This is a genomic window from Pseudomonas sp. TWI628, assembly GCF_039673865.1.
In the GTDB taxonomy this organism is placed as follows: Bacteria; Pseudomonadota; Gammaproteobacteria; order Pseudomonadales; family Pseudomonadaceae; genus Aquipseudomonas.
In genome coordinates this window covers 1-13,118 of sequence record NZ_JBDJMM010000022.1, presented here as the reverse complement: position 1 = coordinate 13,118, position 13,118 = coordinate 1, and the positions used below count along the sequence as shown (strand labels likewise).

The window sequence follows — 13,118 nt, the reverse complement described above, 5'->3', positions numbered from 1 at the left end:
TCCCGGCCATGCGCCTGTTCCTCTGTGAAAAACCCTCCCAGGCCAAAGACATCGCCAAGGTGCTCGGTGCCAACCGCAAGGCCGACGGCTGCTGGCAGGGCACCGACGTCTGCGTGACCTGGTGCATCGGCCACCTGCTGGAAACCGCTCCGCCCGACAGCTACGACGACCGCTACAAGCGCTGGAACCTGGCCGACCTGCCGATCATTCCGGAAAAGTGGAAAATGCTGGTCAAGCCCAAGACCGCCAGCCAGTACAAGGCGGTCAAGCGCCTGCTTGGCGAAGCCCGCGAGCTGGTGATCGCCACCGACGCCGACCGCGAAGGCGAAATGATTGCCCGCGAACTGGTCGAGCATTGCCGCTACCGCGGCCCGATCCAGCGCCTGTGGCTGTCGGCCCTGGACGACGCCTCGATCCGCAAGGCCCTGGCGCGCCTGCTGCCCGGCCAGGAAACCTTCAACCTCTACCACTCGGCCCTGGGCCGCTCCCGCGCCGACTGGCTGATCGGCATGAACATGAGCCGGTTGTTCACCCTGCTCGGTCGCCAGTCCGGCTACCAGGGCGTGCTGCCAGTGGGCCGGGTGCAAACCCCTACCCTACGCCTGGTGGTCGACCGCGACCGCAGCATCGCTGATTTCGTGCCCGTGCCGTTCTGGGCCATCGATGTCCAGCAGGAAAGTGCCGGCCAGGTTTTCAACGCCCAGTGGCGCGCACCGGAGGACACCTGTGACGACCAGGGCCGCTGCCTCAATCAGGCGCTGGCCCAGCAGGCCGCTGCCGACATGAACAATGCCGGTACGGCACGGGTACTCAAGGTCGCCACCGAGCGCGTGCGCGAGGCCGCACCACTGCCCTTCGACCTCGGTACCCTGCAGGAGCTGTGCTCGAAAAAGTTTGGCCTTGGCGCCCAGGAAACCCTCGACATCGCCCAGGCGCTGTACGAAACCCACAAGCTGATCACCTACCCGCGCAGCGACTGCGGCTACCTGCCGGTCAGCCAGCACGGCGAGGCGCCGGCCATCCTCGCGGCGCTGCAGCGGGCCGACGCCAGCCTGGCGCCGCTGCAAGCGCACCTGGAGCCACAGCGCCGATCACGCGCCTGGAACGACGCCAAGGTCAGCGCCCACCACGGCATCATCCCCACGGCAGCCGCCAGCGACCCGGCTCGCCTGCCGGCCAAACACAAGGCGGTCTATACCCTGATCCGTGCCCGCTACCTGGCGCAGTTCCTGCCCAACCACGAGTACGACCGCACCCAGGCCGAGTTCGACTGCGCCGGCCATGCCCTGCGCGCCGTCGGCAAGCAAATCGTCGAGCCCGGCTGGCGCCGCGCCCTGCCCGAGGCGCTGACCCCGGCCAAGGGCCGCGAGGCCCAGCCAGCCCAGGTGCTGCCGGCCTTGCGTGAAGGCCAGGCCTGCAACGTGCACGGTTTGCAACTGAAGGACCTGTGGACCCAGCCACCCAAACCGTTCACCGAAGGCGACCTGATCAAGGCGATGAAGAACGTCGCCAAGCTGGTGGACGACCCAAAGCTGAAACAGAAGCTCAAGGAAACCACCGGCATCGGCACCGAAGCCACCCGCGCCAGCATCATCCAGGGTTTGCTCGACCGCGGTTATCTGCTGAAGAACGGCAAGGCCCTGTCCGCCACCCCAGCCGCCTTCAGCCTGATCGACGCCGTGCCCCGCGCCATTGCCGACCCCGGTACCACGGCCATCTGGGAACAGGCGCTGGACATGGTGCAGAGTGGCGAGATGAGCCTGGAAGAGTTCGTCACCCGGCAGTCGGCATGGATGGGCAAGCTGGTGGAGCGTTGCCGGGGGATGCGCATGACCATTACCGGGCCGGCGGTGGGCAAGGCGGCGCCGTGGAAGAAGAAGCGCCGCAGCAGTGCCGCAAAAGGCAAGGCGGCTGAAGGCAAAACTACTGCCCGCAAACCAAGGCGCAAAGCTTCAAGCTGATGAGTTGCCTGTCAGGTACCACTTTTCAGCCGGCTGAACGCCCGGGTCAGCTCGCGGTTGAACGCCTTGCCATTGTCATTCTTGCCATACAACCGCGCCCTCACCTCGGCAGGCGGATAAGTCCCCGGCGCATTGCGGATCTGCGCATCCACCAGCCCATCCGCCGCCGTGATCGCATTGGCGTAATGGATGGTGTCGGTAATCGGCGCGATCACATCCGGCCGCATCAGGTAGTCCACCAACTTCCACGCCGCGTCCGCATGCGGTGCATCCTTGGGCACCACCAGCGCATCCAGCCAGATCAACGTGCCCTCCTTCGGAATGCTGTAATCCAGCTCAAACGCCTTGCCCGCCTGCTGCGCCTGCCCCGCGGCGATGGCCACGTTGCCGTTCCACGACATCGCCACACAGGTTTCGCCATTGGCCAGGTCGTTGATGTTGCGGTCATTGTCAAAGTAGCGAATGTACGGGCGCACCTTGCGCAGCTGCACCTCGGCCGCCTTCAGGTCCTCAAGGCGCTGCTGGTTGATGTCCAGGCCCATGTAGCGCATCACCGCAGCAAACACTTCGTTGGGGTCGTTGAGCAGGCTCACCCCGCAGTCGGCGAATTTCGCCACCACCTGCGGGTCGAACAGCATCGCCCAACTGTCCAGCGGCGCGTCGCCCATACGCGCAGTCACTGCCTGCTGCTGGTAGCCCACCCCTGTGGTGCCCCAGGCATAGGTCCCGGCATAGCGGTTGCCCGGGTCGAACAAGGCCATGTGCTGGCGGAACTCTTCACCCACCCCAGCCAGGTGCGGCAGCCGGGCTTTGTCCAGCGGCTGCAGGGCGCCGCTGGCAATGGCCCGGCTCAGGTGCTGGCCGGCGGTCAGTACCACGTCGTAGCCACTGCCACCGGTCAACAGCTTGGTCTCGGCCGTTTCCAGCGAGTCGAAGTGATCGGCCACCACACGAATGCCGGTTTCTTGCTCGAACCGGGTCAAGGTATCGGGGGCAAGGTACTCGCCCCAGATATACAGGTTGACGGTCGGCTGTTGTGCCTCGGCAGCCTGGGCCGCCGAGGCGGCGCAGCCCAGGGCGAGCGCAAGGGTCAGTGCGCTCAGTTTCATCAACGGCGGCCTGCTGCGTATTGCGGCATGGTGATGCAGGCGACATTGCCGCCGCCAAGCAGGATCTCGCGAGAGTTCTCGATACCGATGATGCGGTGATCGGGGAACAGCTCGGCCAAGGTCGCCTGGGCAATGGCATCATTGCGGTCGCCAAACAGCGGCACGACGATGGCCGAGTTGCCGGCGTAATAGTTGATGTACGAGGCACAGATCTGGGTACCGGCCTCGCGCAGGTGTGTACCTTCGACCTGATCCAGCCCTGCGGCCTCTTCGGCCGTCCAGCGCAGCACGTCGGGCTGGGGCAGCTTGTGTACCTTGAGTTCACGCCCACGGGCATCGCGGCTGCTGCGCAGGATGTCGTAGGCCTCCTGGTAGATTTCCCACTGTGGGTCGTCACGGTTGTCGGTCCATTGCAGCACCACTTCGCCGGGGCGCACGAAGCAGGCCAGGTCGTCGACGTGGCCATCGGTCTCGTCGAACTTGCAACCACGCGGCAGCCAGATCACCTGCTCGGCACCCAGGTAGTCTTCAAGGCGACGGGTCACCTCGGCCTTGCCCAGGTGGGCGTTGCGGTTGCGGTTTAGCAGGCATTGCTCGGTGGTCAGCAGGCTGCCCTGGCCGTCACTCTGGATGCCGCCAAGCTCGGCGATCAGCGGCGCACGGTAGCGGTCCAGGCCTTCGATTTCGAGGATCTTCTGGGCAATCTGGTCGTCCTTGTCCCACGGGTAGTAGAGGCCACCATCGAGCCCGCCGTAGGCGTTGAACTCGAAGTCGACACCGCGCACTTCACCACTGTTGTCATTGACCACGAAGCAGGCACCGCTGTCACGGAACCAAGTGTCGTTGCAGGTCATTTCCACCACCCGCACCTGCGCTGGCAGCAGGCGCCGGGCGTTGGCGTACTGGGCAGCGGAGGCGCAGACCGTGACCGGCTCGCTGGAGGCGATCGCCGTGACGATCTCGACCCAGACCTTCTGCGCAGGCTTGGCGCCATTGCGCCAGACATCCGGGCGCTCCGGCCAGCCGAGCCAGCAGCCAGCCTTGCGCTCGAATTCGCCGGGCAGGCGGAAACCATCGGCCTTGGGGGTGGTGGTGAGCGAACGTGCCATGGGTCAACCTCGTGTCGGTGAGTGATGGCTGCACGCTACGCCGCCGCGCTGGCGGCATCCAACGATGAAAACTCAGCGATAGCTGAATTCAATTCAGCTATCGCCCAGCTGTTCGATGAACCATTCGATGAAGTCGGCCACCGGCGCACGCTCCAGGCGCAGCCGTTCGCACACCAGCGCGTACTGCCCCTGGGCCGTCACGCTGGCACTGAACGGGCGCACCAGCCGGCCGCTCTGCAGGTCAGCCTGGCAGGTCAGGTTGTCGCCCATCGCCACGCCCTGCCCCAGCAGCGCGGCCTCCAGCGCCAGCGCGGCATGGGGGAAATACAGCTGACGGGTGGGCAAGGCGTCCTCGGCATGGGTGGCCAGCCAGGTGGTCCAGGTGCGGCCATCCTGGTCGTCATGCAACAGGCAGTGGCGCACCAGCTCGCGCGGGCGCTTGAGGCCGCCCTGGTTGAACAGGCCCGGGCTGCACACCGGAAAGAACTGCAGCAACGGCAGTGGCCGAACGAAGTGGGTGCTGGCGTCCAGGGCGCTGGTGCCGTAGGTGATGGCCAGGTCGACGTCCAGCGCCGGGGCGCCGGCATCAATCGGCTGATCGTGCAGGTGCAGGGTGATGTGCGGGTAACGGCTGCTGAAGTCGGCCAGGCGCGCGACCAGCCATTTTTGCGCCAGCTCCGCCGTCACCGCCACCCTCAGCACCGCTTGGGACGCCGGGTCACGCAATTCGTCGCAGGCCTTGCCGATCAGCTCGAAGGCCTGTTGCAGGTGATGCAGCAGGCGTTCGGCTTCGGCGCTGGGGCGCACCTGGCGGCCCACGCGCTCGAACAGGGCGACACCGAGCTGCTCCTCGAGCTGGCGAATCTGGTGGCTGACGGCGCTGTCGGTGACGCACAACTCAGCGGCGGCGCGGCCGAAGTGGCCATGGCGGGCGGCGCATTCGAAGGTGCGCAGGGCGGTCAGGGAAGGCAGGCGGCGCATCGGAGATTCCTGTCAGAGCGGCTTGCGGATCATATACAACCCATCAAGAAAGACGAACGGCCCTGGCGCCATGAAAATTACCTGCTAAATTTTCATGAAAATAATCACAATAAATTTCACGAGGCCCAGGCATGTTCAAGCAATCCGCCCAGCACGTCGCCAGCTACTACGCCCAGACCTACCCCGCCAGCATCCCCCTGCGCCCTACCCTGCAAGGCCCGCACAACACCGATGTGCTGATCATCGGCGCCGGTTTCAGCGGCCTGCACACGGCACTGCGCCTGACCTTGGCCGGCAAACGCGTCACCCTGCTGGAAGCCAGCCGGGTTGCCTGGGCCGCCTCTGGTCGCAACGGCGGCCAGGCGTTGCTGGGCTGGTCGTGCGACATGCCGCCCTTGGAGAAAGCGCTGGGCGTGGAACGCACCCGGCGGCTGTGGGACAGCATGTGCTGGGCCGCCGACGAGATGCGCGAGCTGCCCCTGCGCCATGGCTTCGACATCGACTACCGGCTCGGCAGCCTGTGGACCGCCGTGCTGCCTCGGCGCATCAAGATGCTCGAAGACGCCCTGCACGACGCCGAGCACAAATGGGGCTACGACGCCCTGCGCCTGATCGGCCGTGACGAGCTGCCGCAATGGATCGACAGCCCGCGCTACCAGGCCGCGCTGTATGACGCCAAAGGCGCGCACCTCAACCCGCTGAAGCTGGCCCAGGGCCTGGCTGCCACTATCGAAGCCCATGGCGGGCGCATCTTCGAGCAGAGCCAGGTGCTCGGCTATCAGCCCGGCGCCAACGGCTACGTGGCCCGCACCGAGCATGGCGAGGTGCACTGCGACGTGCTGGTACTGGCCTGCAATGCCTACATCGACCGCCTCGACCGCGGCCTGTCGCGCCGGCTGCTGCCGGTCGGCTCATACCAGGTGGCCACCGCGCCGCTGGATGCCGAGTTCGCCCGCTCGCTGCTGCCGCGCAACAGCTGCGTGATCGACAACCAGTTCGTGCCCGACTACTTCCGCCTCACCCCCGACCACCGCTTGCTGTTCGGCGGTGGCTGCACCTACCTGGGCGGCATCCCCAAGGACGTCGCCAGCGCCACCCGCCCCTACCTGGAACGGGTGTTCCCGCAACTGGCCGGGGTGGCCATCGACTATGCCTGGGGCGGCCACATCGACTGCAGCATCCAGCGCACCCCGGACGTCGGCCGCGAGGGCCAGCGCTACTGGCTGCAAGGTTTCTCCGGCCATGGCGTACTGCCGACCCTGGCCGCCGCGCGGGCGGTCAGCGATGCCATCCTCGGCGATGACGACCTGCTGGCGTTGTACCAGGGCATCGACAACGGCCGCTTCCCCGGCGGTGACCTGCTGGCCGCACCGCTGGAAGCGGCGGCCAAGGCCTGGTACAGGATGCGCGATCATGTCTGAAGATGCCCAGGGCCTGGCCCTGCTGATCCGCGACCTGCGTAAGCACCGCGGGCTGACCCTCGATGAGCTGGCGGGCAAGGTCAAACGCTCGCTGGGCTTTCTGTCCCAGGTCGAGCGCGGCCTGTCGCAGCCGACCGTGGCCGACCTCACGGCAATCAGCGAAGCCCTGCAGGTGCCGACCACCTACTTCTACCAGGCCAGCCAGCCACCCGCGCTGGACTGGGTCACCCGCCCCGGCGAGCGACGCACCATCTATTACGCCGAAGGCATCAGCGACGTGCTCGTCTCGCCGACCCTCAACGGCCGTTTTGCCATGCTCGAAAGCCACCTGGCGCCCGGCGCCAGCAGTGGTGAGGGGCACCTGGACGACAGCTCCGAGCAAGGAGGTTTCGTCCTCGAGGGTGAACTGACCCTCTGGCTTGCCGAGGACGAGCAAGCCGTGACCCTCGCGCCCAACGACAGCTTCCAGCTGCCACCCAACCGCCACTTTCGCTACGCCAACCTGACCAACCAGACGACCCGCGTCCTCTGGGTATTCCGATGAGAGCACAGCATGACCCTAACAACAGGCTTTCCCGATCTGCTCAGTGAAGTCCGCGCGTTCCGTGCCCGCTACCCCGACGTCAGCCATGTCGACCTGCTCAGCCTGGACATCCCCGGGCACTTCTATGGCAAGCGCTACCCCATCGACATGCTGGAGAAAGTCGCCGCTGGCAGCCCGCTGAAACTGCCGCAGAACTGCGTGCTATTGGGTGTACAAGGTGGGCTGTTCCCGATTGGCGACTACTGCTTCAACGACGGCGACCCGGATGCCATCCGCCGCCTGATCCCCGGCACGCTCAAGCCGGTAACCTGGGAGCGCGAGCCGCTGGGGCAGATGCTGATCAGCTCCGACGGCACTGCCGCGCCGATCGAGTTCGAGCCCCGCGAGGTCCTCGCCCGTGTGCTGCAGCGCCTCGAACGACGCGGCATTCGCCCGGTGGTGGCGTTTGAACTGGAGTTCTACCTGTTCGACCGTGCGCTCAAGCAAGGCCTGCCGCAGTTCCCGCGTGATCCCCTCAGCGATGACCCCGACGACCAGCCCAACATGCACATCGAACGGCTGTCGCGCTTCAGCGACGTGCTGCACGACATGGTCGACACCGCCAATACGCAAGGTGTAGACGCCAACGTCATCACCGCCGAACTGGGCCCCGGTCAGTTCGAGATCAACTTCGGCCACTGCGACGACGGCCTGCAAGCCGCCGACTGGGCCGCCCTGTTCTGCCGCAGCACCCGCGGCGTGGCGCTCAAGCACGGGCTGCGCGCCTCGTTCATGAGCAAGCCCTACCTGCAGGCGCCGGGCAGCGGCATGCATGTGCATGTGAGCCTGTACGACCAGGCCGGCAACAACCTGCTGGCCGCCGACCAGCAACGCCCGTTGCGCCACGCGGTGGCCGGCTGCCTGGCGCTGCTGCCGCACTGCATGCCGATCTTCGCCGCCAACCACAATGCGTTCCGCCGCTACGGCGCCATGGTCAATGCCGCCAGCCGTGCCAGCTGGGGGTTCGAGGACCGCGATGCGTGCATTCGCATTCCCGAGTCGGATGCGCGCAACCTGCGTATCGAGCATCGGCTGGCGGGGGCGGATGCCAACCCGTACCTGGTGCTGGCGGCGATCCTGTGCGGCATGGAGCATGGGCTGGATGCCGGGCAGGAGCCAATTGCGCCGCTGAACGAAGATCGCAGCAGCGGGATCGATTTCCCCAAGGACATGCTCGGCGCGGTCGCGGCCATGCGCAGCCACCCGGCAGTGAACGAGGGGCTGGGGGAGGAGTTCGTGATGGTGTATTGCGAGAACAAGCGCCAGGACCATCTGGCATTCATGCAGGAAGTCAGTGCGCGGGAGTACCGCTGGTTCCTGTGACATAGATTTTGGCTTCTTCGCGGGTTTACCCGCGAAGAAGCCGGTACCGCCACCACAAATTCCAATGCCGTGCGCAATCCCTCCTATTCTCAATAGCTCACTTCGGTTCGTGCACTGAGGAGACACGACCATGAGCTACGTAACCACGAAGGATGGCGTTCAGATTTTCTACAAGGATTGGGGCCCGCGCGACGCGCCGGTCATCCACTTCCACCACGGCTGGCCGCTCAGCGCCGACGACTGGGACGCGCAGATGCTGTTCTTCCTCGCCAAGGGCTTTCGCGTGGTCGCCCATGACCGCCGCGGCCACGGGCGCTCCAGCCAGGTGTGGGACGGCCACGACATGGACCACTATGCCGACGATGTGGCAGCCGTGGTCGCCCACCTCGGCACCCAGGGCGCGGTGCATGTCGGCCACTCCACCGGAGGCGGCGAAGTGGTGCGCTACATGGCTCGGCACCCTGGTGACCCGGTCGCCAAAGCCGTGCTGATCGCCGCCGTGCCGCCGCTGATGGTGCAGACACCGGCCAACCCCGGCGGCCTGCCCAAGTCGGTGTTCGACGGCTTCCAGGCCCAGGTCGCCAGCAACCGTGCGCAGTTCTATCGCGATGTGCCGACAGGGCCGTTCTATGGCTACAACCGGCCGGGCGTAGAGGCGTCGGAAGGTATCATTGGCAACTGGTGGCGCCAGGGCATGATCGGTAGCGCCAAAGCACATTACGACGGCATCGTGGCGTTTTCGCAGACCGATTTCACCGAGGATCTCAAAGGCATCAAACAGCCCGTGCTGGTGATGCATGGCGATGATGACCAGATCGTACCCTACGAGAACTCCGGTCCGCTGTCGGCCAAGTTGCTGCCCAATGGCACCTTGAAGACCTACAAGGGATACCCGCATGGCATGCCGACCACGCATGCAGATGTGATCAATGCGGATCTGCTGGCGTTCATCCAGAGTTGATGGGGACTGCTGTACCGGCCTCTTCGCGGCGGTTCGACGCCTCGACAAGCCCGCAGAGGCCGGCACTGGCAACCGTTTGCGCCCAGGATTACCATGTCCCCTTTCTAGCGCGGCCTTTTGCCGCACGCCCTGCCCTCTGCCTGCCAGACACTCATGCCCTTCGAACTCACCGTAGAACCGCTCACCCTGCTGATCCTCGCCCTGGTCGCCTTCGTCGCCGGTTTCATCGATGCCATCGCTGGTGGCGGCGGCCTGCTGACCACCCCGGCACTGCTCACCGCCGGCATGCCGCCGCACCTGGTGCTGGGCACCAACAAACTCAGCTCGACCTTCGGCTCGGCCACCGCCGGCTTCACCTACTACAAGCGCAAGCTGTTCCACCCGGCACAATGGCGCCCAGCCTTGTTCGCGACGCTGGTCGGTGCCTCGATCGGCGCGGTGGTGGCCCACTACATGCCAGCCGAGTGGCTGAACAAGATGCTGCCAGTGATCGTCTTCGCCTGCGGCATCTACCTGCTGTTCGGCGGCACGCCCAAGGCACCGCTGGATGCCGATGCACCAATCAAGAAGAAATGGCAGTTTCCCCAAGGCTTCACCCTAGGCTTCTACGACGGCGTGGCCGGCCCCGGCACCGGGGCGTTCTGGACCGTGAGCACGCTGCTGCTCTACCCCATCGACCTGGTCCGCGCCAGCGGCGTGGCGCGCAGCATGAACTTCGTCAGCAACATCGCGGCGCTGACGGTGTTCATCATTTCCGGGCAGGTGGATTACATCGTCGGCCTGTGCATGGGCCTGTCGGTGATGGTCGGCGCTTTCTTCGGCGCACGCACGGCGATCAGTGGCGGCAGCAAGTTCATCCGCCCGGTGTTCATCACCGTGGTGCTGGCGTTGACCGTGCGTTTAGCGTGGCAGCACTGGTTCGGGCAGGCCTGATGGGCAATGACACCCCTGCTTTCCCGCCCTATCTGCGCGAGAAATGTCCTCCGCCGTCGTTGCAGGATTTGGCAATGGAATGACCATTGCCTGCATCCTGCGCCTAGTCGGTGGTCATTTCTCACTGCAGCTAGGACGGGAAAGCAGGGATGTCACTACCCAGCCGTCTGGCCACGTACAAGTCGATCAGGTAACGGGCGATAGAGCGCCCAGCCGGCAGCGGCGGCAGGTCATGGACGCTGAACCACTTGGCATCCTCGATCTCGTCCGGCTGCATGACGATCTCGCCCCCGGCGTATTCGGCATGGAAGCCCAGCATCATCGAGTGCGGGAACGGCCAGCACTGGCTGCCGACGTACTGGATGTTCTGCACCTCCACCGCCACCTCTTCGCGCACCTCGCGCACCAGGCAGTCCTCGGCGGATTCACCCGGCTCGGCAAAGCCCGCCAGGGTGCTGTACACACCCGTGACGAAGCGCGGCGAACGGGCCAGCAGGATCTCGTCGCCCCGGGTCACCAGCACGATCATGCTCGGCGAAATGCGCGGGTAGCTGCGCAGGTCGCAGGGCTGGCAGTACATCGCCCGCTCCCAGCGAATCTGCGTCATTGCCTGGCCGCAGCTGCCGCAGAAACGGTGCTCGCGCGCCCAGGTGCCGATCTGCGCGGCATAACCGAGCACTTTGTAGATGTCGAAGTCACCTTCCAGCATGAATGCACGCAGGCCACGCCAGCTGCAACCCGGTACCTCGGTCGCGCTGCGCAGCTCCAGCAGGAATACCGGCTCGCCGTCGAAATGGCCGATGCCGTGCTCGCCCAGCACGTCCAGGTCCTGGCGTTTGAGCCAGTCGCGAGGGAACAGCGCGCCGTTGGCGTCCACCAGGAACCCTTCCGGGCTGCGGGCCACGGCCAGCCCCCCGGTGAGCTGTGGGTCGAGTACTGCGGTAGTCCAGCGAACTGACATGTCGGGGGTTCCTTTACTGCGCGTCCCCCGGCCCGGTCAGTCGGCGAACGTCGGTTTCTGTTTGCTCATGTGCGCCGCCACGGCCACGCGCAAGTCTTCGGACTGCAGCATCGCGGCATTCCAGGTGGCGATGTAATCCAGGCCATCGTCGATGCGATGGTCACGCATGTAGCTGAGCATCTCCTTGGTGCCGGCCACAGCGATCGGCGATTTTGCGGCAATCTCGCGGGCAATGGCAAAGACCCCGTCGAGCAGCGCGGCCTGATCATCATAGACCCGGTTGACCAGGCCGATGCGCAGCGCCTCGTCGGCCTCCACATTGCGCCCGGTGAAGGCCAGCTCACGCATGATGCCGTCGCCGATGATACGTGGCAAACGTTGCAAGGTGCCGACATCGGCGGCCATGCCCATGTCGATTTCCTTGATCGAGAATTGCGCATCGCGGCTGCAGTAGCGCATGTCGCAGGCAGAGATCAGGTCGATGGCGCCACCTATGCAGTAACCCTGCACCGCCGCCAGCACCGGCTTGCGGCAGTTGTCCACGGCATTGAACGACGCCTGCAGGCGCTGGATGGTCTTGCGCAGAAAGCGGGCATTGCGGCCAACGTCCTTGCCCATCTGCCCGGCCAGCGACGCCAGCATCATCAGGTCGATACCGGCGGAAAAATGCTTGCCGGCACCGCTGATCACCACTGCACGCACGGCATCGGTGTCATCGATCCACTGGAAGATGTCGACGATTTCCGCCCAGAAGGCCGCGTTCATCGCGTTGATCTTTTCCGGGCGGTTGATCTGTACATGGGCGATGTTGTCGGTCAGTTCGACCTTGAACGCGGTGTATTCGGTCACGGGCGGCACTCCTGTGGAGATAGGGTTCACGGCGTGGATGGTAACCCAGGCAGGTGACCGTGCTTGTGCCAAAAACGGGACTGCATGCCCTGTCGAAATGGCCGCGTGCCGTTCGACCATAGGTGAATCATCAACCCCGACAGGCCTTTCAGGAGAGCCGTCATGCGCAAACTCATCGTAGCCGCCTTCGTCAGCCTCGACGGCGTCATGCAGGCCCCCGGCGGCCCACAGGAAGACAGCAGCGGCGGCTTCACCTATGGCGGCTGGCTCGTGCCCCATGCCGAGGAAGTGTTCGGCCAGGCCATGCAGGCACTGTTCAACCAGCCTTTCGAATTGCTGCTGGGAAGGCGCACCTACGATATCTTTGCCGGCTATTGGCCGAAGGTGAAGGACGATACCGAGGATTTCTCCATCGCCAACCTGTTCAACAGCGTGGCCAAGCACGTCGCTACTCATGAGCCGAGCAGCCTTGGTTGGCATAACAGCCATGCACTGGGTGCGGATATTGTTGCAGCTGTACGTACCTTGAAGCAGCAGGACGGCGCCGATCTGCTGACCCAGGGCAGTGCAAATGTGGTGCAGCAACTGCTTGCTGCCGGGCTGGTCGATGAGCTTCAGTTGCTCATTCACCCTGTGTTGCTGGGGCATGGCAAGCGGTTGTTCGGTGATGATGCGGCGCCTGGGGTTTTCAAACTGGAGCGTTCTCAGGTGACACCCAAGGGTGTGATCATTGCCCGCTATGTGCGGGTGGGTGAGGTTGAGACCGGATCGTTTGATTTGCCGCCGGAGAATGGGTGAGGGCTGACAGGCGCAAATGGGACTGTCAGATTTTTTGTGTGCGGGCCGGTAACGGCCTGCCGTTAGGCAGGCCCTGATTTTCACCAGGTCGGCCTGATGAACCGATCTCCGTACAGAACCGCAAATTGA

12 protein-coding genes are annotated in these 13,118 nt (G+C 65.0%); 7 read left to right on the top strand and 5 right to left on the bottom strand.

The features are described 5' to 3' along the window. Positions 1-8 precede the first annotated feature (8 nt). Positions 9-1,961, top strand: a complete 1,953-nt coding sequence (locus tag ABE528_RS17980; RefSeq protein WP_346653727.1) for a DNA topoisomerase III — start codon at positions 9-11, stop codon at positions 1,959-1,961. Between the two features lie 11 nt (positions 1,962-1,972). Here ABE528_RS17980 and ABE528_RS17975 read toward each other — a convergent pair whose 3' ends face one another. The 3 genes from ABE528_RS17975 to ABE528_RS17965 form a co-directional block, all read right to left on the bottom strand. Continuing rightward, positions 1,973-3,070 carry an extracellular solute-binding protein gene (locus ABE528_RS17975; RefSeq protein ID WP_346653679.1) on the bottom strand — a complete coding sequence of 366 codons (1,098 nt, stop codon included), beginning with the start codon at positions 3,068-3,070 and terminating at the stop codon, positions 1,973-1,975. Next, positions 3,070-4,179, bottom strand: coding sequence for an agmatine deiminase (gene aguA, locus ABE528_RS17970; RefSeq protein ID WP_346653678.1), 1,110 nt, complete (start codon positions 4,177-4,179; stop codon positions 3,070-3,072). Before aguA ends, ABE528_RS17975 begins: the two co-directional genes overlap by 1 nt. A 93-nt stretch (positions 4,180-4,272) precedes the next feature. Continuing rightward, entirely contained in the window at positions 4,273-5,160 is an 888-nt protein-coding gene (locus ABE528_RS17965) for a LysR substrate-binding domain-containing protein (RefSeq protein WP_152955979.1), read from the bottom strand. Positions 5,161-5,291: 131 nt separating this feature from the next. On the opposite strand from ABE528_RS17965, the gene ABE528_RS17960 reads away from it, so the two are divergent. From ABE528_RS17960 to ABE528_RS17940, 5 genes are all read left to right on the top strand, one after another. After that, the gene (locus ABE528_RS17960) at positions 5,292-6,581 is read left to right on the top strand and encodes an FAD-binding oxidoreductase (RefSeq protein WP_346653677.1); all 1,290 of its coding nucleotides are present in this window, start codon (positions 5,292-5,294) and stop codon (positions 6,579-6,581) included. After that, positions 6,574-7,125, top strand: a complete 552-nt coding sequence (locus ABE528_RS17955; RefSeq protein ID WP_346653676.1) for an XRE family transcriptional regulator — start codon at positions 6,574-6,576, stop codon at positions 7,123-7,125. Before ABE528_RS17960 ends, ABE528_RS17955 begins: the two co-directional genes overlap by 8 nt. 9 nt (positions 7,126-7,134) lie before the next feature. Further along, positions 7,135-8,487, top strand: coding sequence for a glutamine synthetase family protein (locus ABE528_RS17950; protein ID WP_152955976.1), 1,353 nt, complete (start codon positions 7,135-7,137; stop codon positions 8,485-8,487). Between the two features lie 130 nt (positions 8,488-8,617). Next, positions 8,618-9,448 carry an alpha/beta hydrolase gene (locus ABE528_RS17945; protein ID WP_152955975.1) on the top strand — a complete coding sequence of 277 codons (831 nt, stop codon included), beginning with the start codon at positions 8,618-8,620 and terminating at the stop codon, positions 9,446-9,448. A 153-nt stretch (positions 9,449-9,601) separates the two neighbouring features. Continuing rightward, positions 9,602-10,381, top strand: a complete 780-nt coding sequence (locus ABE528_RS17940; protein ID WP_027919712.1) for a TSUP family transporter — start codon at positions 9,602-9,604, stop codon at positions 10,379-10,381. A 130-nt stretch (positions 10,382-10,511) separates the two neighbouring features. On the opposite strand, the gene nudC is transcribed toward ABE528_RS17940, so the two are convergent. Both nudC and ABE528_RS17930 read right to left on the bottom strand, forming a co-directional pair. Further along, positions 10,512-11,342: an NAD(+) diphosphatase gene (gene nudC / locus ABE528_RS17935; protein WP_346653675.1), complete on the bottom strand. Its 831-nt coding sequence runs from the start codon at positions 11,340-11,342 to the stop codon at positions 10,512-10,514. 36 nt (positions 11,343-11,378) lie between these two features. After that, complete coding sequence (locus ABE528_RS17930) at positions 11,379-12,191, bottom strand: crotonase/enoyl-CoA hydratase family protein (RefSeq protein ID WP_346653674.1); 813 nt, start codon at positions 12,189-12,191, stop codon at positions 11,379-11,381. A 162-nt stretch (positions 12,192-12,353) separates the two neighbouring features. On the opposite strand from ABE528_RS17930, the gene ABE528_RS17925 reads away from it, so the two are divergent. Beyond that, positions 12,354-12,989 carry a dihydrofolate reductase family protein gene (locus tag ABE528_RS17925; protein ID WP_152955971.1) on the top strand — a complete coding sequence of 212 codons (636 nt, stop codon included), beginning with the start codon at positions 12,354-12,356 and terminating at the stop codon, positions 12,987-12,989. Positions 12,990-13,118: the final 129 nt, after the last annotated feature.

Excerpts from the sequence above, each read along its gene's own strand:
- ABE528_RS17980 (WP_346653727.1), top strand. The coding sequence starts at position 9 with ATGCGCCTGTTCCTCTGTGAAAAACCCTCCCAGGCCAAAGACATCGCC.
- ABE528_RS17975 (WP_346653679.1), bottom strand. The coding sequence starts at position 3,070 with ATGAAACTGAGCGCACTGACCCTTGCGCTCGCCCTGGGCTGCGCCGCC.
- aguA (WP_346653678.1), bottom strand. The coding sequence starts at position 4,179 with ATGGCACGTTCGCTCACCACCACCCCCAAGGCCGATGGTTTCCGCCTG.
- ABE528_RS17965 (WP_152955979.1), bottom strand. The coding sequence starts at position 5,160 with ATGCGCCGCCTGCCTTCCCTGACCGCCCTGCGCACCTTCGAATGCGCC.
- ABE528_RS17960 (WP_346653677.1), top strand. The coding sequence starts at position 5,292 with ATGTTCAAGCAATCCGCCCAGCACGTCGCCAGCTACTACGCCCAGACC.
- ABE528_RS17955 (WP_346653676.1), top strand. The coding sequence starts at position 6,574 with ATGTCTGAAGATGCCCAGGGCCTGGCCCTGCTGATCCGCGACCTGCGT.
- ABE528_RS17950 (WP_152955976.1), top strand. The coding sequence starts at position 7,135 with ATGACCCTAACAACAGGCTTTCCCGATCTGCTCAGTGAAGTCCGCGCG.
- ABE528_RS17945 (WP_152955975.1), top strand. The coding sequence starts at position 8,618 with ATGAGCTACGTAACCACGAAGGATGGCGTTCAGATTTTCTACAAGGAT.
- ABE528_RS17940 (WP_027919712.1), top strand. The coding sequence starts at position 9,602 with ATGCCCTTCGAACTCACCGTAGAACCGCTCACCCTGCTGATCCTCGCC.
- nudC (WP_346653675.1), bottom strand. The coding sequence starts at position 11,342 with ATGTCAGTTCGCTGGACTACCGCAGTACTCGACCCACAGCTCACCGGG.
- ABE528_RS17925 (WP_152955971.1), top strand. The coding sequence starts at position 12,354 with ATGCGCAAACTCATCGTAGCCGCCTTCGTCAGCCTCGACGGCGTCATG.